The sequence below is a fragment of the Novosphingobium sp. AAP83 genome (assembly GCF_001295795.1).
Classification (GTDB): Bacteria; Pseudomonadota; Alphaproteobacteria; order Sphingomonadales; family Sphingomonadaceae; genus Novosphingobium.
This window is the reverse complement of sequence record NZ_LJHY01000016.1, coordinates 25,448-39,192: the sequence shown is the minus strand read 5'-3', so window position 1 is coordinate 39,192 and position 13,745 is coordinate 25,448. Positions and strand designations below refer to the sequence as shown.

At 58.4% G+C, this 13,745-nt stretch carries 15 protein-coding genes; 6 read left to right on the top strand and 9 right to left on the bottom strand.

The annotated features are described in order from the left end of the window. Window positions 1-2 precede the first annotated feature (2 nt). The 3 genes from IP81_RS06955 to IP81_RS06945 are packed head-to-tail and all read right to left on the bottom strand — an operon-like array spanning window position 3 to window position 3,846. Window positions 3-800: an enoyl-CoA hydratase/isomerase family protein gene (locus IP81_RS06955; protein WP_054107269.1), complete on the bottom strand. Its 798-nt coding sequence runs from the start codon at window positions 798-800 to the stop codon at window positions 3-5. A 9-nt stretch (window positions 801-809) separates the two neighbouring features. Then, on the bottom strand, window positions 810-3,002 hold the full coding sequence (locus tag IP81_RS06950; RefSeq protein ID WP_054107268.1) for an acyl-CoA dehydrogenase: 2,193 nt from the start codon (window positions 3,000-3,002) through the stop codon (window positions 810-812). A 22-nt stretch (window positions 3,003-3,024) separates the two neighbouring features. Further along, window positions 3,025-3,846 carry a coniferyl-alcohol dehydrogenase gene (locus tag IP81_RS06945; protein WP_054107731.1) on the bottom strand — a complete coding sequence of 274 codons (822 nt, stop codon included), beginning with the start codon at window positions 3,844-3,846 and terminating at the stop codon, window positions 3,025-3,027. Between the two features lie 165 nt (window positions 3,847-4,011). Here IP81_RS06945 and IP81_RS06940 point away from each other — a divergent pair, with 165 nt between their 5' ends. The 3 genes from IP81_RS06940 to IP81_RS06930 are packed head-to-tail and all read left to right on the top strand — an operon-like array spanning window position 4,012 to window position 6,319. Beyond that, window positions 4,012-4,416 (top strand): Zn-ribbon domain-containing OB-fold protein, encoded by a 405-nt coding sequence (locus IP81_RS06940; RefSeq protein WP_054107267.1) that lies wholly within the window; start codon window positions 4,012-4,014, stop codon window positions 4,414-4,416. Then, window positions 4,413-5,579 carry a thiolase family protein gene (locus tag IP81_RS06935; RefSeq protein ID WP_054107266.1) on the top strand — a complete coding sequence of 389 codons (1,167 nt, stop codon included), beginning with the start codon at window positions 4,413-4,415 and terminating at the stop codon, window positions 5,577-5,579. Before IP81_RS06940 ends, IP81_RS06935 begins: the two co-directional genes overlap by 4 nt. 8 nt (window positions 5,580-5,587) lie before the next feature. Further along, on the top strand, window positions 5,588-6,319 hold the full coding sequence (locus IP81_RS06930) for a DUF2889 domain-containing protein (protein WP_157573114.1): 732 nt from the start codon (window positions 5,588-5,590) through the stop codon (window positions 6,317-6,319). A gap of 3 nt (window positions 6,320-6,322) precedes the next feature. Here IP81_RS06930 and IP81_RS06925 read toward each other — a convergent pair whose 3' ends face one another. Then, on the bottom strand, window positions 6,323-7,573 hold the full coding sequence (locus IP81_RS06925) for a cytochrome P450 (protein ID WP_054107265.1): 1,251 nt from the start codon (window positions 7,571-7,573) through the stop codon (window positions 6,323-6,325). A gap of 20 nt (window positions 7,574-7,593) precedes the next feature. Continuing rightward, on the bottom strand, window positions 7,594-7,920 hold the full coding sequence (locus tag IP81_RS06920) for a 2Fe-2S iron-sulfur cluster-binding protein (RefSeq protein ID WP_054107264.1): 327 nt from the start codon (window positions 7,918-7,920) through the stop codon (window positions 7,594-7,596). A 130-nt stretch (window positions 7,921-8,050) separates the two neighbouring features. On the opposite strand from IP81_RS06920, the gene IP81_RS06915 reads away from it, so the two are divergent. Further along, window positions 8,051-8,659 (top strand): TetR/AcrR family transcriptional regulator, encoded by a 609-nt coding sequence (locus IP81_RS06915; RefSeq protein ID WP_231626256.1) that lies wholly within the window; start codon window positions 8,051-8,053, stop codon window positions 8,657-8,659. Here the strand turns inward: IP81_RS06915 and IP81_RS06910 are convergent. Genes IP81_RS06910 through IP81_RS06900 form a run of 3 tightly spaced genes read right to left on the bottom strand, consistent with a single transcriptional unit; the run spans window position 8,656 to window position 11,868 of the window. Next, the gene (locus tag IP81_RS06910) at window positions 8,656-9,900 is read right to left on the bottom strand and encodes an MBL fold metallo-hydrolase (RefSeq protein ID WP_054107262.1); all 1,245 of its coding nucleotides are present in this window, start codon (window positions 9,898-9,900) and stop codon (window positions 8,656-8,658) included. The two genes, IP81_RS06915 and IP81_RS06910, sit on opposite strands and share 4 nt — an antisense overlap. Further along, complete coding sequence (locus tag IP81_RS06905) at window positions 9,897-10,913, bottom strand: zinc-binding dehydrogenase (RefSeq protein WP_054107261.1); 1,017 nt, start codon at window positions 10,911-10,913, stop codon at window positions 9,897-9,899. Before IP81_RS06905 ends, IP81_RS06910 begins: the two co-directional genes overlap by 4 nt. Window positions 10,914-10,923: 10 nt before the next feature. Further along, on the bottom strand, window positions 10,924-11,868 hold the full coding sequence (locus IP81_RS06900; protein WP_231626255.1) for an SDR family NAD(P)-dependent oxidoreductase: 945 nt from the start codon (window positions 11,866-11,868) through the stop codon (window positions 10,924-10,926). Between IP81_RS06900 and IP81_RS06895 the strand changes: the two genes are divergently transcribed. Both IP81_RS06895 and IP81_RS20110 read left to right on the top strand, forming a co-directional pair. Beyond that, window positions 11,867-12,337: a VOC family protein gene (locus IP81_RS06895; protein WP_054107260.1), complete on the top strand. Its 471-nt coding sequence runs from the start codon at window positions 11,867-11,869 to the stop codon at window positions 12,335-12,337. The genes IP81_RS06900 and IP81_RS06895 overlap by 2 nt on opposite strands. Before the next feature lie 164 nt (window positions 12,338-12,501). Further along, window positions 12,502-12,675, top strand: coding sequence for a hypothetical protein (locus IP81_RS20110; RefSeq protein ID WP_157573113.1), 174 nt, complete (start codon window positions 12,502-12,504; stop codon window positions 12,673-12,675). Between the two features lie 201 nt (window positions 12,676-12,876). On the opposite strand, the gene IP81_RS06890 is transcribed toward IP81_RS20110, so the two are convergent. Further along, the gene (locus IP81_RS06890) at window positions 12,877-13,680 is read right to left on the bottom strand and encodes a helix-turn-helix domain-containing protein (RefSeq protein WP_054107259.1); all 804 of its coding nucleotides are present in this window, start codon (window positions 13,678-13,680) and stop codon (window positions 12,877-12,879) included. Between the last annotated feature and the right edge of the window lie 65 nt (window positions 13,681-13,745).

Here is a 13,745-nt window from a genome sequence, read left to right as displayed (position 1 = left end):
GCCTACTTCTTTTTGCCGATGCCCTTCACGTATTCGTCGATCCGCGCGAGGTATGCGGGATTGAGCATAAGCGCACTGTTGGCCATGCGTTCAACGTGGCGGCCCATGCTGGGGCCGACTTCGGCAGCCAATTCGATGGCGATTTTTGCAGCGCCCATTTGTTCAGGATCGCTTTTGGTCAGGTGGTGGCAAAAGTCCAGGGCAGCTTGGTCAAAGCCTTCGTCCGGCAGTACATCGTGGACAAGGCCCATGATGTGCGCTTTGTCGGCATCCGCCTTTTGATTGCCCATGATCAGCCAGCGCGCCCAGTGCGGTCCGCAAATCCGGGTCAACCGGCTAACGCCATTGCTGGCAGGAAGCACCCCGAACAGGCCTTCGGGGAAAGCAAACGATGCGCCTTTGGCGGCAAGCCTGAAATCACACGAAAGTGCCATTTCCAAACCGCCACCAACGCAGGCGGAATGGATAGCAGCGACGATCGGCTTTTCGACATGCTCCATCTCGTCATAGATGCGGTGCATGCCGTTAAGGCCGAGGCGGTGGTTTTCGCGAATGCCACTGGCCGTGCGCTTTTGCTGCTTTGGCGATCCACCGCGCAAATCGGCACCTGCACAGAAATAGCGCCCGTTAGCGCGGATGAGCATGACCCGCAGATCATCATTATCGCGGAACCGCAGCAGCGCCTCTTCGAACAGTTCCATAATTTCGGCAGACAAGGCGTTCAGCTTATCGGGCCGGTTCAGCGATACGATCAGTACGCCGTCCTGTTCGTCGGTTAGCAGTTGCAGTTCTTCAGTCATCGGTGATCCTTAAGCGCGTGTGCGCGGCAAGCCAAGGTTGCGCTCTGCAATCATCGACCGGTGCACTTCGCTGGTGCCACCATATATCGTTGCGCCCTGCGCGTGCCGATAGAACAGGTTCAGCTCGGCGGTCGGGCCTTCGCGCAGCGATAGCGAATGCGGCGCGGTCAGGTCCAGCAAGTCGCGCGCATCGGTCAGGAACTTCTCGGACGAGAACATCTTGGCCATCGGACCATAAGCAAGGTTCTGCTTCTTTTCTGCAATGACCCACTGCGCACGGAACGTGATCAGTTCGGCCAGCCACAAATGCGCCATCGTGCGCGCCAGACGCGCTTGGGCTTGGGTCTGCTCGATAAGCGGTTTGCCGCCTTGTGTGATCTGGAGGCAGGCCGCTGCTCCCGCATCGTGCATCTTGCGCATGTATTTGCCGAAGCCGCCGCCGTGTTCCAGTTCAAGGCTTGCGCTCATCGTCTTCACGCCGCCATCGACCGCGCCCAACCGCCAACTGTCGGGGATCTGGACGTTGTCATAGAAGGTGATGTTGGTGCGCTCGTCCTGGAAGGTGTAAACGGGTTGCACCGTCACGCCTTCGGCCTTCAGCGGAACGATGAACATCGTCAGTCCCGCGTGCTTGGCAACTTCCGTGTTGGTGCGACACAGCATCAGCACATAGGACGACAAGTTCGCGCCCGATGTGAACATCTTGGTGCCATCGATCCGCCAGCCATTGCCAACGGGCGTGGCCTTGCACTGGGCGGCAAACACGTCCGACCCTGCACCCGGTTCGGAATAGCCGAGGCTGCAAATCGCCTCACCGTTCATGAGTTTGGGCAGGACTTCATTTTTCAATTCATCCGAGCCAAAGCGGTGAATGATCAGCGCAACCATCTGTGTGACGTTGGCTGCCGGGTTGTTATAGCCATGGTGCTCAAATGCATCCATCGCGGCCATCTGCGCATAGTGGGAAAGCTTCTTTCCGCGCAGATCGGCGGGAAGACCAGGGAAGAGCAGTCCTGCCTCGGAGAGCTTCTTGTGGACCGAGGGGACAAAACCTTCCCAGCTATAATGGAATTGCGCGCGCTCTTCGTCAGTCACCTGGCTGGAAAAGAAGGCGTTGATCTCCGCGCTCATCTGCGCTGCATCTTCACCAAGATCGAACTCGATCGGGCAATCGCCAGCATCGGGCAGAGGTGTCACTTCGCCAGCGTAAAGACGGCGGCCCGCCTCTTCCAACAGCAGGGCCGGATCGCCGTAGACCAGCGGCCAGGCTTTGGCCCGCAAGTTGTACAGATGGATATCGTATTCGGTGGTCAGGCCATAGCCGCCGAAGGTGTGCAGCGCCTGGGCCACGCAACGCGCTGCAGTGATGGATCCCCACCATGCTGCGATGGACACAGCGGCACCTGCTTCAGCCTTGCCATCGGCAATATCGCGGATGGCCTTCCACACCAGCATTTTGGCACCGTCAGCTTCGCAAACCAGATCAGCCAGCGGATGCGAGATGCCCTGGAACTGGCCGATGAACTGGCCAAATTGCTTGCGCTCGCACGCATACGCGGCAGCAAGCTTCAGCGATTCCTTCGATAGGCCGGCAAGGCCTGCGGCAATCAGCAACTTCCATTCTTCCACGCCGGCGGCAAATGCTGCCATATCGATGTTGATCGGCGTGCCGGAGATGGCAGAAAAATCGATTTCGGCCATTGGCGTATTGGCAAGGCTCGGCTCAGCGGCATGCGCGGCAGGGTTCAGCGCAAACAGCAGCACATCGTTGCCACGGCGCGCGATCACCGCATCGGCGACGCTGCCACCTGCGATCCATTGAACCGGGTTTGTGGCGACATCGTGCAAAGCGATGGTGACAACTGATTGCCCCGTCAGCGCGCGGTCCAACAGTTCTGTCTCGATCTCTGCCAAAGCCAAAAGCCGCAATGCGACCAGCGATTCCGCCAGCGGCCCGGAAACCAGCGTGCGGCCTGCTTCATCCATCAGCAGGGCGGCATCGAACAGGCCCATGCCCATACCGCCAGCAGCCTCGGGCACGCGGATCGACAGCGCGCCTTGTTCGGCAAGGCCGAGCCAAAGTTCGTGATCAAACCCGGTTTGCGATGCCGCGCGAACGCGGATCATGCTGCTGTTTTCGTCCAGATAGCGCGCGAACATGTCGCGCATCATTTCCTGGTCTTCGGTCAGGTCGAAATTCATCGGATATTCCTTAAGCCTCGGGCTACTTGCGGCTCATCATCTTCGAAATGTCGATCTGCCCCGTAGCGAGCGAGCCCATGAAACCGCCATCAACGGGAAGGACTACTCCCGTAACAATCCCGGCAAGCGCGCTGTTCAACAAGACAATACCGTGCGCTTGCTCAGCTGCGGTTGAATACCTGCCCAATGGTTCTGCCGCAGCGTCGATGACCTCTTTGCCCGATGTCGCCTGAAAGGTATCCATCATCGGTGTTTGCGTGGGTGAGGGCAGCGTGCAATTGATTCGAATGCCTTTTTTGATCAATTGGGCGCACATGAACTGCGTCCAGACGATCACCGCCTCCTTCGAAAACGCATAGCCCTCAGCCACTTGATCCATGTTGGCTTCAGCCCAATCAATCGCCCCGGCGTAGCCTTTGGTCTGCATCAGCCCCATGTGCACCGGGATGCGGCGGCTCCAACCAAGACCGCCTGTTGAAGCGATGCTGACGATCGCGCTACCTTGGGCCATCAGCGGCAAAACGCATTCGGTGATATGACGGGTGCCCGCAAAGTTGACCTTGAAGGTATCCAGCGCCGGGAAAGCGCCACCGCCCGGCAGGCCGGCGCAATTGAACAGGGCATCAACCTTGCCGCCAATGGCTGCAACGCCTGCTTCAATCGAAGCGGGGTCGCGCAGATCGATCTGGTTGAACGATGCAAGGGGCAAAGCGCTGGCTTTAAAGTCCAGCCCGTGGACCTCTGCGCCAAGATCAATCAGCAGCTTGGCTGTTGCTTCGCCCATTCCGGAGAAGCAGCCGCTGACGATGACGCGCTTGCCCTTATATCCCAACAGATCGCTCATTGTTGCGTTCCTTGCATTATATCGCTTCTTGCGATCAGCTTTCGCAGGACCGGCGGTGCCAATCAACTGCACGGGCGGCAAATCGTCGCGGCGATAAGGCTGGCTTGGCCTTGGTTTGCAGGGCGGCTGCGCTATGCAAGGTTAATCCATGGGGAGGACACCATTATGACCTGGCAGCGTTCGCGCATTCGCCTCGACAAAGACAATCGGGCATTTTGGACAGGCGGGGCCAATGGCCAGCTAAGCATCTGTAAGTGCAACGATTGTGGCGGATTCACGCATCCCCCGCGCGAGTTTTGCCGCCATTGTCAATCTGAAAATGTTGCCGCCCATGCCGTCGCCGGAACCGGCGTTATCGATACCTATACGGTGAACTACCAGAAGTGGGCACCCGATATGGAAGTGCCCTTCGTCATCGCACGCGTGCGTCTGGATGGTGCGGAAGACGTTTGCCTGACGACCAACATCATCAACTGCCCGGTCGATAGCGTGGATATCGATGATCGCGTCCAGGTCGTGTTCGAAGAGCAGGACGGCATTTGGTATCCCTTGTTTGAGAGGATGGTCTGATCATGGCACGCGAAGCCTATATCACCGGGATCGGCATGTCAGAGGTCGGCGTCCGCCTGACCCGTTCTCCGATGGGCCTGACAATGGATGCGATCCGAGAGGCTGTTGCCGATGCGGGTTTGACCCTCGATCAGATCGATGGCGTTGCAACCTATCCGGGCAAGATGCAGACGTTTCTGGGCTTTTCGCCGATCGGCGTGGACGATGTGATCGAAACCTGCGGGTTAAAAACGCGCTGGCATTCAGGCGCGGCTGAGGCGACGGCGCAGCTTGGCGCGATTGCCGATGCGGCTGCCGCAGTGCGTTCGGGGCTGGCGCGGCATATCATCTGCTTCCGCACTGTCTATGAAGCCGCAGCAATGGCGCGGCCTGAAGAGTTCCCGCCGCTTGAACGTCGCAAGGACATCACCGGCAATTCGCAGTGGGTATCGCCGTTTGGAGCTTTTTCAGCCGCTTGCTGGACCGCGCAATTCGCCATGCGCCACATGAAGCGCTATGGCATGACGCGTGAACAACTGGCGCAGATCGCCATCAACGATCACCGCAACGCGGCGCTCAATCCGCGTGCGATGGTGGATGAACCGCTAACGCTGGAAAAGTACATGGAGACGCGGATGATTTCATCGCCGTTCTGTCTCTGGGACTGTGACCGGTTTACCGATGCTTCAACCGTCGTGATTGTGTCAGCGGGCGATGCCTTGGACGAGGTCAAGACAACCCCGATCCGCATTGCCGCGACTGCTGGATCATGTGATCGCTATAGCTGGGATCAGGCCGAATGGGCGTCGGCTTATCCCACAGGGCGCGATTTGTGGTTGAACACCGATTATACCGTCAATGATCTCGATATGGTCCAGCTTTACGACGGCTTTGCGTTTCAGCCGATCACATGGCTCGAAGGGCTTGGCATTTGCGCCGTGGGTGAGGGGCACAAGTTCATCGAAGGTGGCACGCGGATCGCGCTCGATGGCGAATTGCCGATGAATACCGGTGGCGGACAACTTGGCTGGGGACGCCTGCACGGATTTGGCTTTGCCTTTGAAGCGGTTGTGCAATTGCGCGGTGAGGGCGGTGCACGCCAGATCAAGGGCGATCCCGGGCTGGCGGTCGCTACCTCTGGCGGCGGCCCGATGGCGGCAGCATTGCTGCTGGCGCGCGATTGACCTTGGCCGTGAGCGCGTCAGCCTTCGATGTGCCGGGCTATCGCCGCATGATCTGTGTAACGCCCGCTTCAGGCAGCTGTACGGCGGCGCTTGAGGATGACTATCACGCGATGGTGGTGACGCTTTGGCATGATGGCACCACTATCGCCGAGGTGACTAGCGAAATGGATCGCGTGCCATGGAGCACATGCCCCGGTGCGATGGGCGTCCTCGTGCGCACATTTGTGGGCGTGGAATTGGCGAATGCCGCCGCTCGTGGTGAAAAGCGCACCAACTGCACCCATTTGCATGATTTGGCGCTGCTGGCAGCCAGACATGCGCGCGATGCTTTGCCCACGCTCTATGAGATCGCGGTGGCTGATCCCGTTGGTGGAGAAATCCTTGCGCAAATCCGGGTGAACAAGGAACTCGCGCTAGCCTTGATCCACAATCACGATGTGCTGTCATCGCCCGAGGCAGTGGCAGGGTTGTCGCTGTTCGGCTTACGCGATTGGATTGCGGCTTTGCCAAGCGAGGCCGAGAAGCAAGCGGCGCGGTTGTTACAATGGGCCACGATTATTGCACATGGCCGGGTGATGACGCTGGAGCAGCATAGCGACCACAGGCGCATACCGGCCAATTGCTATACCTTTCAGGACGAACGGCGGCAGAATGCAAACCGGTTGCCCACAATTCGCGACTTCAGCGAAAGTGGCCGATTGCCGCTCGCCGCTTTTGACGGCGAGCGGTTCCAGCGCTGATCGTTACCAGACCAACGGCACTGATTCAGGGCCGATCACGCCGCCCGGGCGGTAGATCGTTTCGGCACCCGGATTCACCTTGAAATCCGGAATCCGCTTGAGCCATTCCTGCAATGCGATCTTGATCTCAAGCCGCGCAAGGTGCGCACCCATGCAACTGTGCACGCCAACGGTGAAAGCCAGAATGATCTTCTTGGGCCGGTTGAAATTCACTTCGGTCGGGTTGGGGAACACGTCGGGATCAAAGTTGCAGGCGGGCAGGATGCTTGTCACCTTGTCGCCCTTTATCATCTTTACACCGCGCACTTCGACATCTTGCGCCACGGTGCGTCCTGAAAATGTTACCGAAAACACGCGCAACAGCTCTTCGACTTGCGCATTGATGTTTTCGGGGTTGTCTATGATTTCTTGCCGCCTGTCAGGATTGTTGGCTAGCCAGAGCCACATGTTGTTCAGAGTGGCAAATACCGTGTCCAGCCCCGCAATGAACAGAAACGTCACAAACCCGAACGCTTCCTTTTCGGAAATGCGCTTTCCGTCAAACTCTGCGTGCGCAATCCGGCTGACCAGCCCGTCGTCGGGATTGGCTTCCTTGTCGGCTATGGCGGTTTTCAGGTAATCGCCGATGGTCTTGAGCGTATCGGCCATGATCTGGCGGTCGTTCGAATGCAGCAGCGCCATCGCCCAGCTGACGAACGTGTCGCACATGTTGCGCGGCAGGCCCATCAGGTCAAGGAACACCAGCACCGGCAGCGGACGGCCAAACACTTCGTCGAATTCGCATTCGCCCTTGTCGATGAAATCATCGATCAGTTCGTTGGCCAGCGCGCGGATGCGTTCTTCCAGCTTGAGAACACCTTGCGGGCTGACAAGCGGGTCGACGATGTTGCGATACTTGCGGTGCTCGGGCGGGTCTATTTCAATCGGGATGAAGTAGAAATAGTTGGCCGGATCGCGTGGAAACGGGGTTGCGTCTTCGGTCGAGAAGTATTCCGAATGACGCAGGGCATACAAAGCGTCTTCGTGCTTCGTCATCACCCAAGCATTGCCGAACGGCCCGACATCGTAAAACACCGGTGGCAGCTTTTCATGCATGCCTGCAAAAAACTTGTAAGGGTCGGCCAGAAATTCGGGGCTATAGATGATGCCAGCCTGCCGGATGAGATCGCGTGGCACGTGATCGGGAATCTGGTCCATGCCATAACGGCGGATGACGTTGGTTGGGGCAACCGGGTTCGCGGGATCGATGCGCATGATGCTGTTCCTGTTCGCGATCAGTACTGGGTTTCGGGGAGGTGGACGACAAGCCCGTCAAGCGCCGTGGTCATGAAAATTTGGCAGGACAGGCGGCTGGTGGCCTTGATCGGGGCAGACGTCGATTCCAGCATCTCGCTTTCCTCCTTCGAGGTAGGCGTGCCGGCCTGATTGGCCCAGACATCATCGACATAGCAATGGCAGGTAGCGCAAGCGAGGCCGCCGCCGCATTCGCCGATAATGCCCGGCAAATCATTGTTGAGCGCGCCGCGCATCACGTTTTCACCTTCGGCCACGTCAACCACATGCTGTGTTCCATCGAATTCGACGTAAGTTACGGCGGGCATACATTCTCCTGCAGTGTTGTCAGGTTAAAGGTGAGAACGGCGTTCTCGACATCGCCGGTATATCGTGCTAAGCGCAAAATGGAAGAATAATTCCGGAAGGTCTCGCTAGTGCATCGCAGGGGCGTTATTGGTGGATGAGCGGCGCGACCATATTGTGAAGGCGGCATACGAACTGCTCGCCAGCGAAGGCCTGGAAGGCCTGACGATCCGTTCGGTTCTGGCATATACCGGCCTTGCCCGCCGCGCATTTTACGAACGCTTTGCCTCCAAGGACGATCTGGTCCTGGCGGTGTTTCAGTTCACGCTTGCCGATGCGGCAAAGCGTTTTGCCGGGCATATGCGCGCGCTTGAATGCCCGACTGACCGGTTACGTCTGATCGTCACCGGGATTGTCATGGGGCATGGTTTTCTGGGCGATAATGACCAGTGGCAGGAAAACCGCCGAGCAGCCGCACTAAGCCGCGAGCACCTGAGACTTGCAGAGGCGCGCCCTGCGCAATTGCAGCATGCCATCGAACCTCTGGTAAGCCTTATCGCGCAGCAATTGAGCGCCGGTGTGGGAGCAGGGTTGGTACGTGAAGCCAATATCGAACGCATGGCTTTGCTGGTTTACAACCTTGTATCAACCACTGTGCACAGCCAGTTGATCGCCGAAGAGCGCATCCTGCCCGATCTGGAAGACCGTGCGCGGCTTGCCGAAGATATCTGGCAATTCTGCCTGCGCGCCGTCGCCGCCTAGGTCGCTGCCAATGCGGCCTCGGTTTGGGCGATTTCAGACCTTAGCCACATCGTTTCCGAAAGGTTCTTCGATCCGCTTGCCGTCAGGAGTGCATTCAACGCGGCCTTCTTGACCGTGAGCGCGGCGCGATGTGCAGGTGCAACGCCCAGTGCGATGTCGAGGAGATGGAGCGCCTCCAGCGGTCTGCCCGCCGCTTCATGCACGCCTGCCCGCACGGCCAGAGCATCCGCCCCGCCTGCCAGTTCAACCAGATCCTTGTTTACGGACAAACGTGGGACGTGGAACAACTCAGTCGTGCCATCTTCGTAATGGAACCAACCGGCATATTCGTCCCAGATCGTTTTGACAGCCCAGCTTACCTTGCCGTGGAATTCGCCGATCTGGAGATGATCGGGCAGTTCCACATCGCGCATCAATTCGTGTACGGTCTTTCCCGCATTCATCCCGTCCAGCGTAAAGTCACGGACATAGGTGATCGCGCCGATCATCCGGTCAATATCCGCGTGAATCCGGTCTTTGCCAAGGATCGGCTGGCCATGGCCGGTGATCACGATCTCGGCGTTCAACGCCTTCAGCTTCTCAAGGCTTTTGAGTGTATTCCACACCAACCGTGGCTTATCGCCGCGCAAGGTGCAGAAGAATGGCATCGACAGCCAAACCGGGCCGACGAGGTTACCGGTAAATGCGATCTTTTCCTGCGGCATCCATACCATGAGATTGTCGACGGTTTCGCCCTCGGGAGCATGGATCACCTCAAACCGGCGGCCCCCCTGGGTGAACGAGTGGACGCGATCGACAAACAGGTCGGGCGTGATGTCCGGCGCAGGCTTGGGGGTGCCGCCGCGCTTCAACGTGCTGCCCCACAACTTGCCACTGCGCGGGCCGAAGAACGGTTGCAACCGCTTCATATCAGCCCAAGCTTCATCAAAGCCGGGGCCGCCGATCACGATGGTTCCGGCTTCCTGGAATTCGGGCACCCCGCCAAAGTGATCGGCGTGGCTTTGCGTCAGGACAATGTGGCGTAACGGCCCCGTCCGTCGGGGAGCCATCAGACTGACATTGCGCGCGGCATTGTCCATGAACCCGCTATTGACCAGCACATCGCCATCGGCGGTATTGACCAGATAGAGGTTAGAAATGTCATTCACTTGCCAGATAAAATTGGTGATCGCGATTGCCTCTGTCTGCGCATCGCCCGCGCGCACCAGCCCTGCCAAAGCAGGTTTGTTGTCATCGCTCATACCTGGGCATCCCCGAATTCGATCATGACTTTGGCCGATTGCGGCGTAGCGGCAATTTCCAGTCCTTCCATGATCCGGTCAAACGGCACATGATGGCTGATGATCTGGCGGATTTGGCTGGCAAGCCACGGCATGGCGGCTACCACATCGGGGAATTCGGTGGGGTAACCAACCGCTGTGGTAATGGTCATCTCGCTCGTCAACATCGGGCCTGCGGGCAGTTCTATCGGCTTCATGTAAGCGGCCGTGATAACGTGGCGCGCGTGTTGTTTGGCCATGGAGACCACTTCGCCAAGGATCATCGGCGCTCCTGCCGCATCGATATAGGCATCGGTTGAAGCCCGTTCGCGCCCGAAGTACATTTCGCTACCATGGATCGCTTTGATCTGGGTGACGGCGTTTTCTGTTGCCGGGTTGATCGTCTTTGCGCCCAGTGCACGCGCGCGCTCAAGCCGCTCTTCGGCAAGATCGAGCGCGATCACATCGCAACCCCGGTCCACCGCCCACATTACCATGCCCAAGCCAATCGGACCGCAGCCATAGATCACCAGCTTGGTCCCGGCCTTGGCCTCGGCCCGGTTCAGCCCGTGCATGGCGACCGCCAGCGGCTCACACATCGCGGCAATATCGTAGGGAATACCTGCGGGGATAGGCAGAATTGAATCCCCGAGCCGGGCCTCGCGCACGAGCAATTCCTCGGTGAACGCGCCTTCCGGACCGCCGCTGCCGATGTAGCTGGGAGTGTTCATCGGGTTGACGATAACCGGTTGGCCGACCGTGATATCAAACACTTCGCTGCCCACGAACATCACTTCGCCTGCGCCTTCATGGCCCAGCGCGGTGGTGCCGTCGGCATTCTGGCTCATCCCGCCGACCTTGATGTAGCTCAGGTCACTGCCGCAAATGCCGCAGGCCTTCATCTTGATTACGACATCCCTGGGCCCCGGTTTAGGGCGTTCGTATTCATCCAGGCGCACGTCGTTGACGGCGTGAATTGTCAGCAGGCGTCCCATCGGTCAGTCCTTATCCGCGGATCATGTAGCCGCCATCGATCTTGATCGTTTCACCGGTCAGGAACGATGAGGCATCGGAGCATAGAAAGGCGGCGATGCCTTCAAAATCTTCGACCGCGCCAACGCGCTTCATCGGCGTGATCGGCTCATAAAGGCCCTTCAGGTACTGCACTGCCGGGCCATCGGCTGGCCCCATCATTGGCGTGATGATCAGGCCGGGAGCCACGACATTGGCGCGGACGCCGAATTCGCCCATTTCAGCAGCGAGACAGCGGATCACTGCCGCAATCGCGCTTTTGGACGCAGCGTATTCCGCTTTGCCAGCAAGCCCTTGGAACATCGACAAGCTACCGCAAGCAACCAGACTGCCGCCTGGTTCGCCAGCTTCCGCGCGCGCCTTCATATGCCGCGCACCTTCGCGCAAGGTGAAGAATGCGCCGTGCAATGCGGTCTTCTGGAAATCGTGCCAATGATCGCTCGGCATATCAAAGATCGATTTGTAGCGCGGTGATGCGCCCGAATTGGCAAACACGCAGTCTATCCGGCCGAAATCGGCCATCAATTGATCATAGCCCGCCAGAATTGCCTCTTCTGACGAGACATCGACGATGTAAGTTTCCACGCGGCCAGCGCCCGCTTCCAGCAAGGCCGCCTTGGCCGCAGCGTTCTTTTCCACGTTACGCGCCCAGATCGCCACATCGCCGCCCATCTTGGCCACGCCCATCGCAAAACCAAGGCCAATGCCGCCATTGCCGCCCGTAACCAGCGTAACTTTGCCAGTGCAATCAAACAGACCGGTGCCCATATCCATTTCCTCTTTGATGGGAGCATGGCGGAGCACGGCGCGGCTTTCCAGCCTGTTACCAATCGCTTCGGCGATCACTGTCTGGGTAGGAGGACACTGGTTCCATCGTGCTGCTAGCCTGCCGATCTGAACAGGAAAGATTGCGGCCATGATTACCGGGCATCATTACCAGAACGCCTATATCTGTGACGATATCGATGCCGCGATTGCAGCTTTTGCTGCTCGCGCGGATATCAGCAATGTCCGGCCCTTTGCGATCGAGCAGATGCTCTGGACGCCCGACGGGATCAAGCGCGTGGCGAGCAAGATCGCGTTTATCTGGGTTGGTGATCTGCAATATGAACTGATCGAGGTAACCGACGACGAATCAGGCATTTACCGTAATTGCGTCAGCAATGGCGGGCTGATGCATTTCCACCATATCTGCATGCGCGTGCCCGAATGGGAGCCGCTCCGCGCCGCTGTGGCCAACCAGAATTTGCCGGTTGTGCTGGAACGGGCGAATGACGGCGATCTGCTCAAGTTCCTCTATCTTGATGGGCGCAGCTTCTGCGGGCACTATATTGAATATACTTGGATGAGCGATGAGAGGTGGGCTCAATTGGGTGGCCCCAAGTGACCGAATTTGCTGCGTGTTATGAATTGCCGGGGCGGGGAGGCTGAGGGCGTTGGAGTGGCTTTTGCGGACCAATTGGCGTCGCTTGGCATCGATGTGGCCGCGCTGATAATCGGATGCACGCGCACGCCGGCACTCAAGCGGTCTGAGATAGGGCAAACAACGGCGTGTCCGCTACCGAACCGTCTGACGTTGCGCGCTTTGCGCTGGCCAATCTGGATAGGGGACCGGTTCTGGTCCTGCCTGAACTGGCCGCCGGATTTGCCGCACCGCAGGCGATGCCGCGCCGCCAAGCGGTTGAGAAAATGACCCGCGCTCCTGAACCACAAATGCGCCGATAAGAGGAACCCAATATCCTGACAGTTGCCCGCGCCACTGCATTTTGCGACGCAATCGCCGCACAGCTTGGCGCGGTGCGCGCATTGGTGCGCTGTAGCTACTACCCGGTGCACCGAAACTTCTTTGATTTCAGCCTTAAACGCAAAATGGCGGCCCTCGCTTGAGAACCGCCATCTGGAGAGATTAATGCGCTAAATTGCCACTCAAGCGGCGGAGGACATTGGCAAAACCGAAGCCGACGCAGGCGGCTGTTTTTCGCAGTGTGATACGGCTTCGACCAGTAACTGGCGCAAGGCTTCTGCATCAACCTGATGTGAAGGCTCATAAACAAAGCCAATCGCGATCGGGCGATTAGGCGACTGGTTTGGCAACAGAACCGCACAAGTATCAGCAATCGAGCCGAAACCGGCCATGCCGCACGAAAAACCGGACTGACGGACCTGTTCAACCTTTGCGGACATTTCCGAGAACGGGAACTGCTTGCTTTCGGGTGCTTCGGCGTTGAGGCGGCGGATCATGCCATCCCGACGTGGCTGCGTGATCGTGGAGAGCAAGAGCATGCCGGCGGCGCTGTCGGTCATGCGTTCCTGCATCCCGCTGCTGAAACCATCATGGCGTGCCGTACACAGCTTCGAGTTGCCACCACGCCACGAGAAGATCTGCACGTTGAGTCCGACCATGCCGAACACGGCAATCGCAAGGCCGGTTTGCGCCACCAGACGGTCTACCATAGCCATCAACTGGCCATCACGGATAAAGTCCGGCTGGGCCACTGCACCGAGCAGCGCAGCGCGCGGGGTGGGCGAATAGGACCGGCTGACGGGATCCTTGTAAAGCAAGCCCAGATTCACGAGGCTTGAAAGCAATTCCGACGTGCTGGATTGCGGACGATTGTACTTGCGCACGATATCCATCACCGTGGCCTCGGTGTGATTATCATCAAAAAAATCAAGAACTTCGATAACGCGATTGGCAATTTTTGCCTTGTTCGACTCCGTCGAGCGCATTTTTGTTCTCCTCTCTAATGAACACAGTTGTTGGCTAAGGAGGATGGCAAGTCAACGGAAAAATG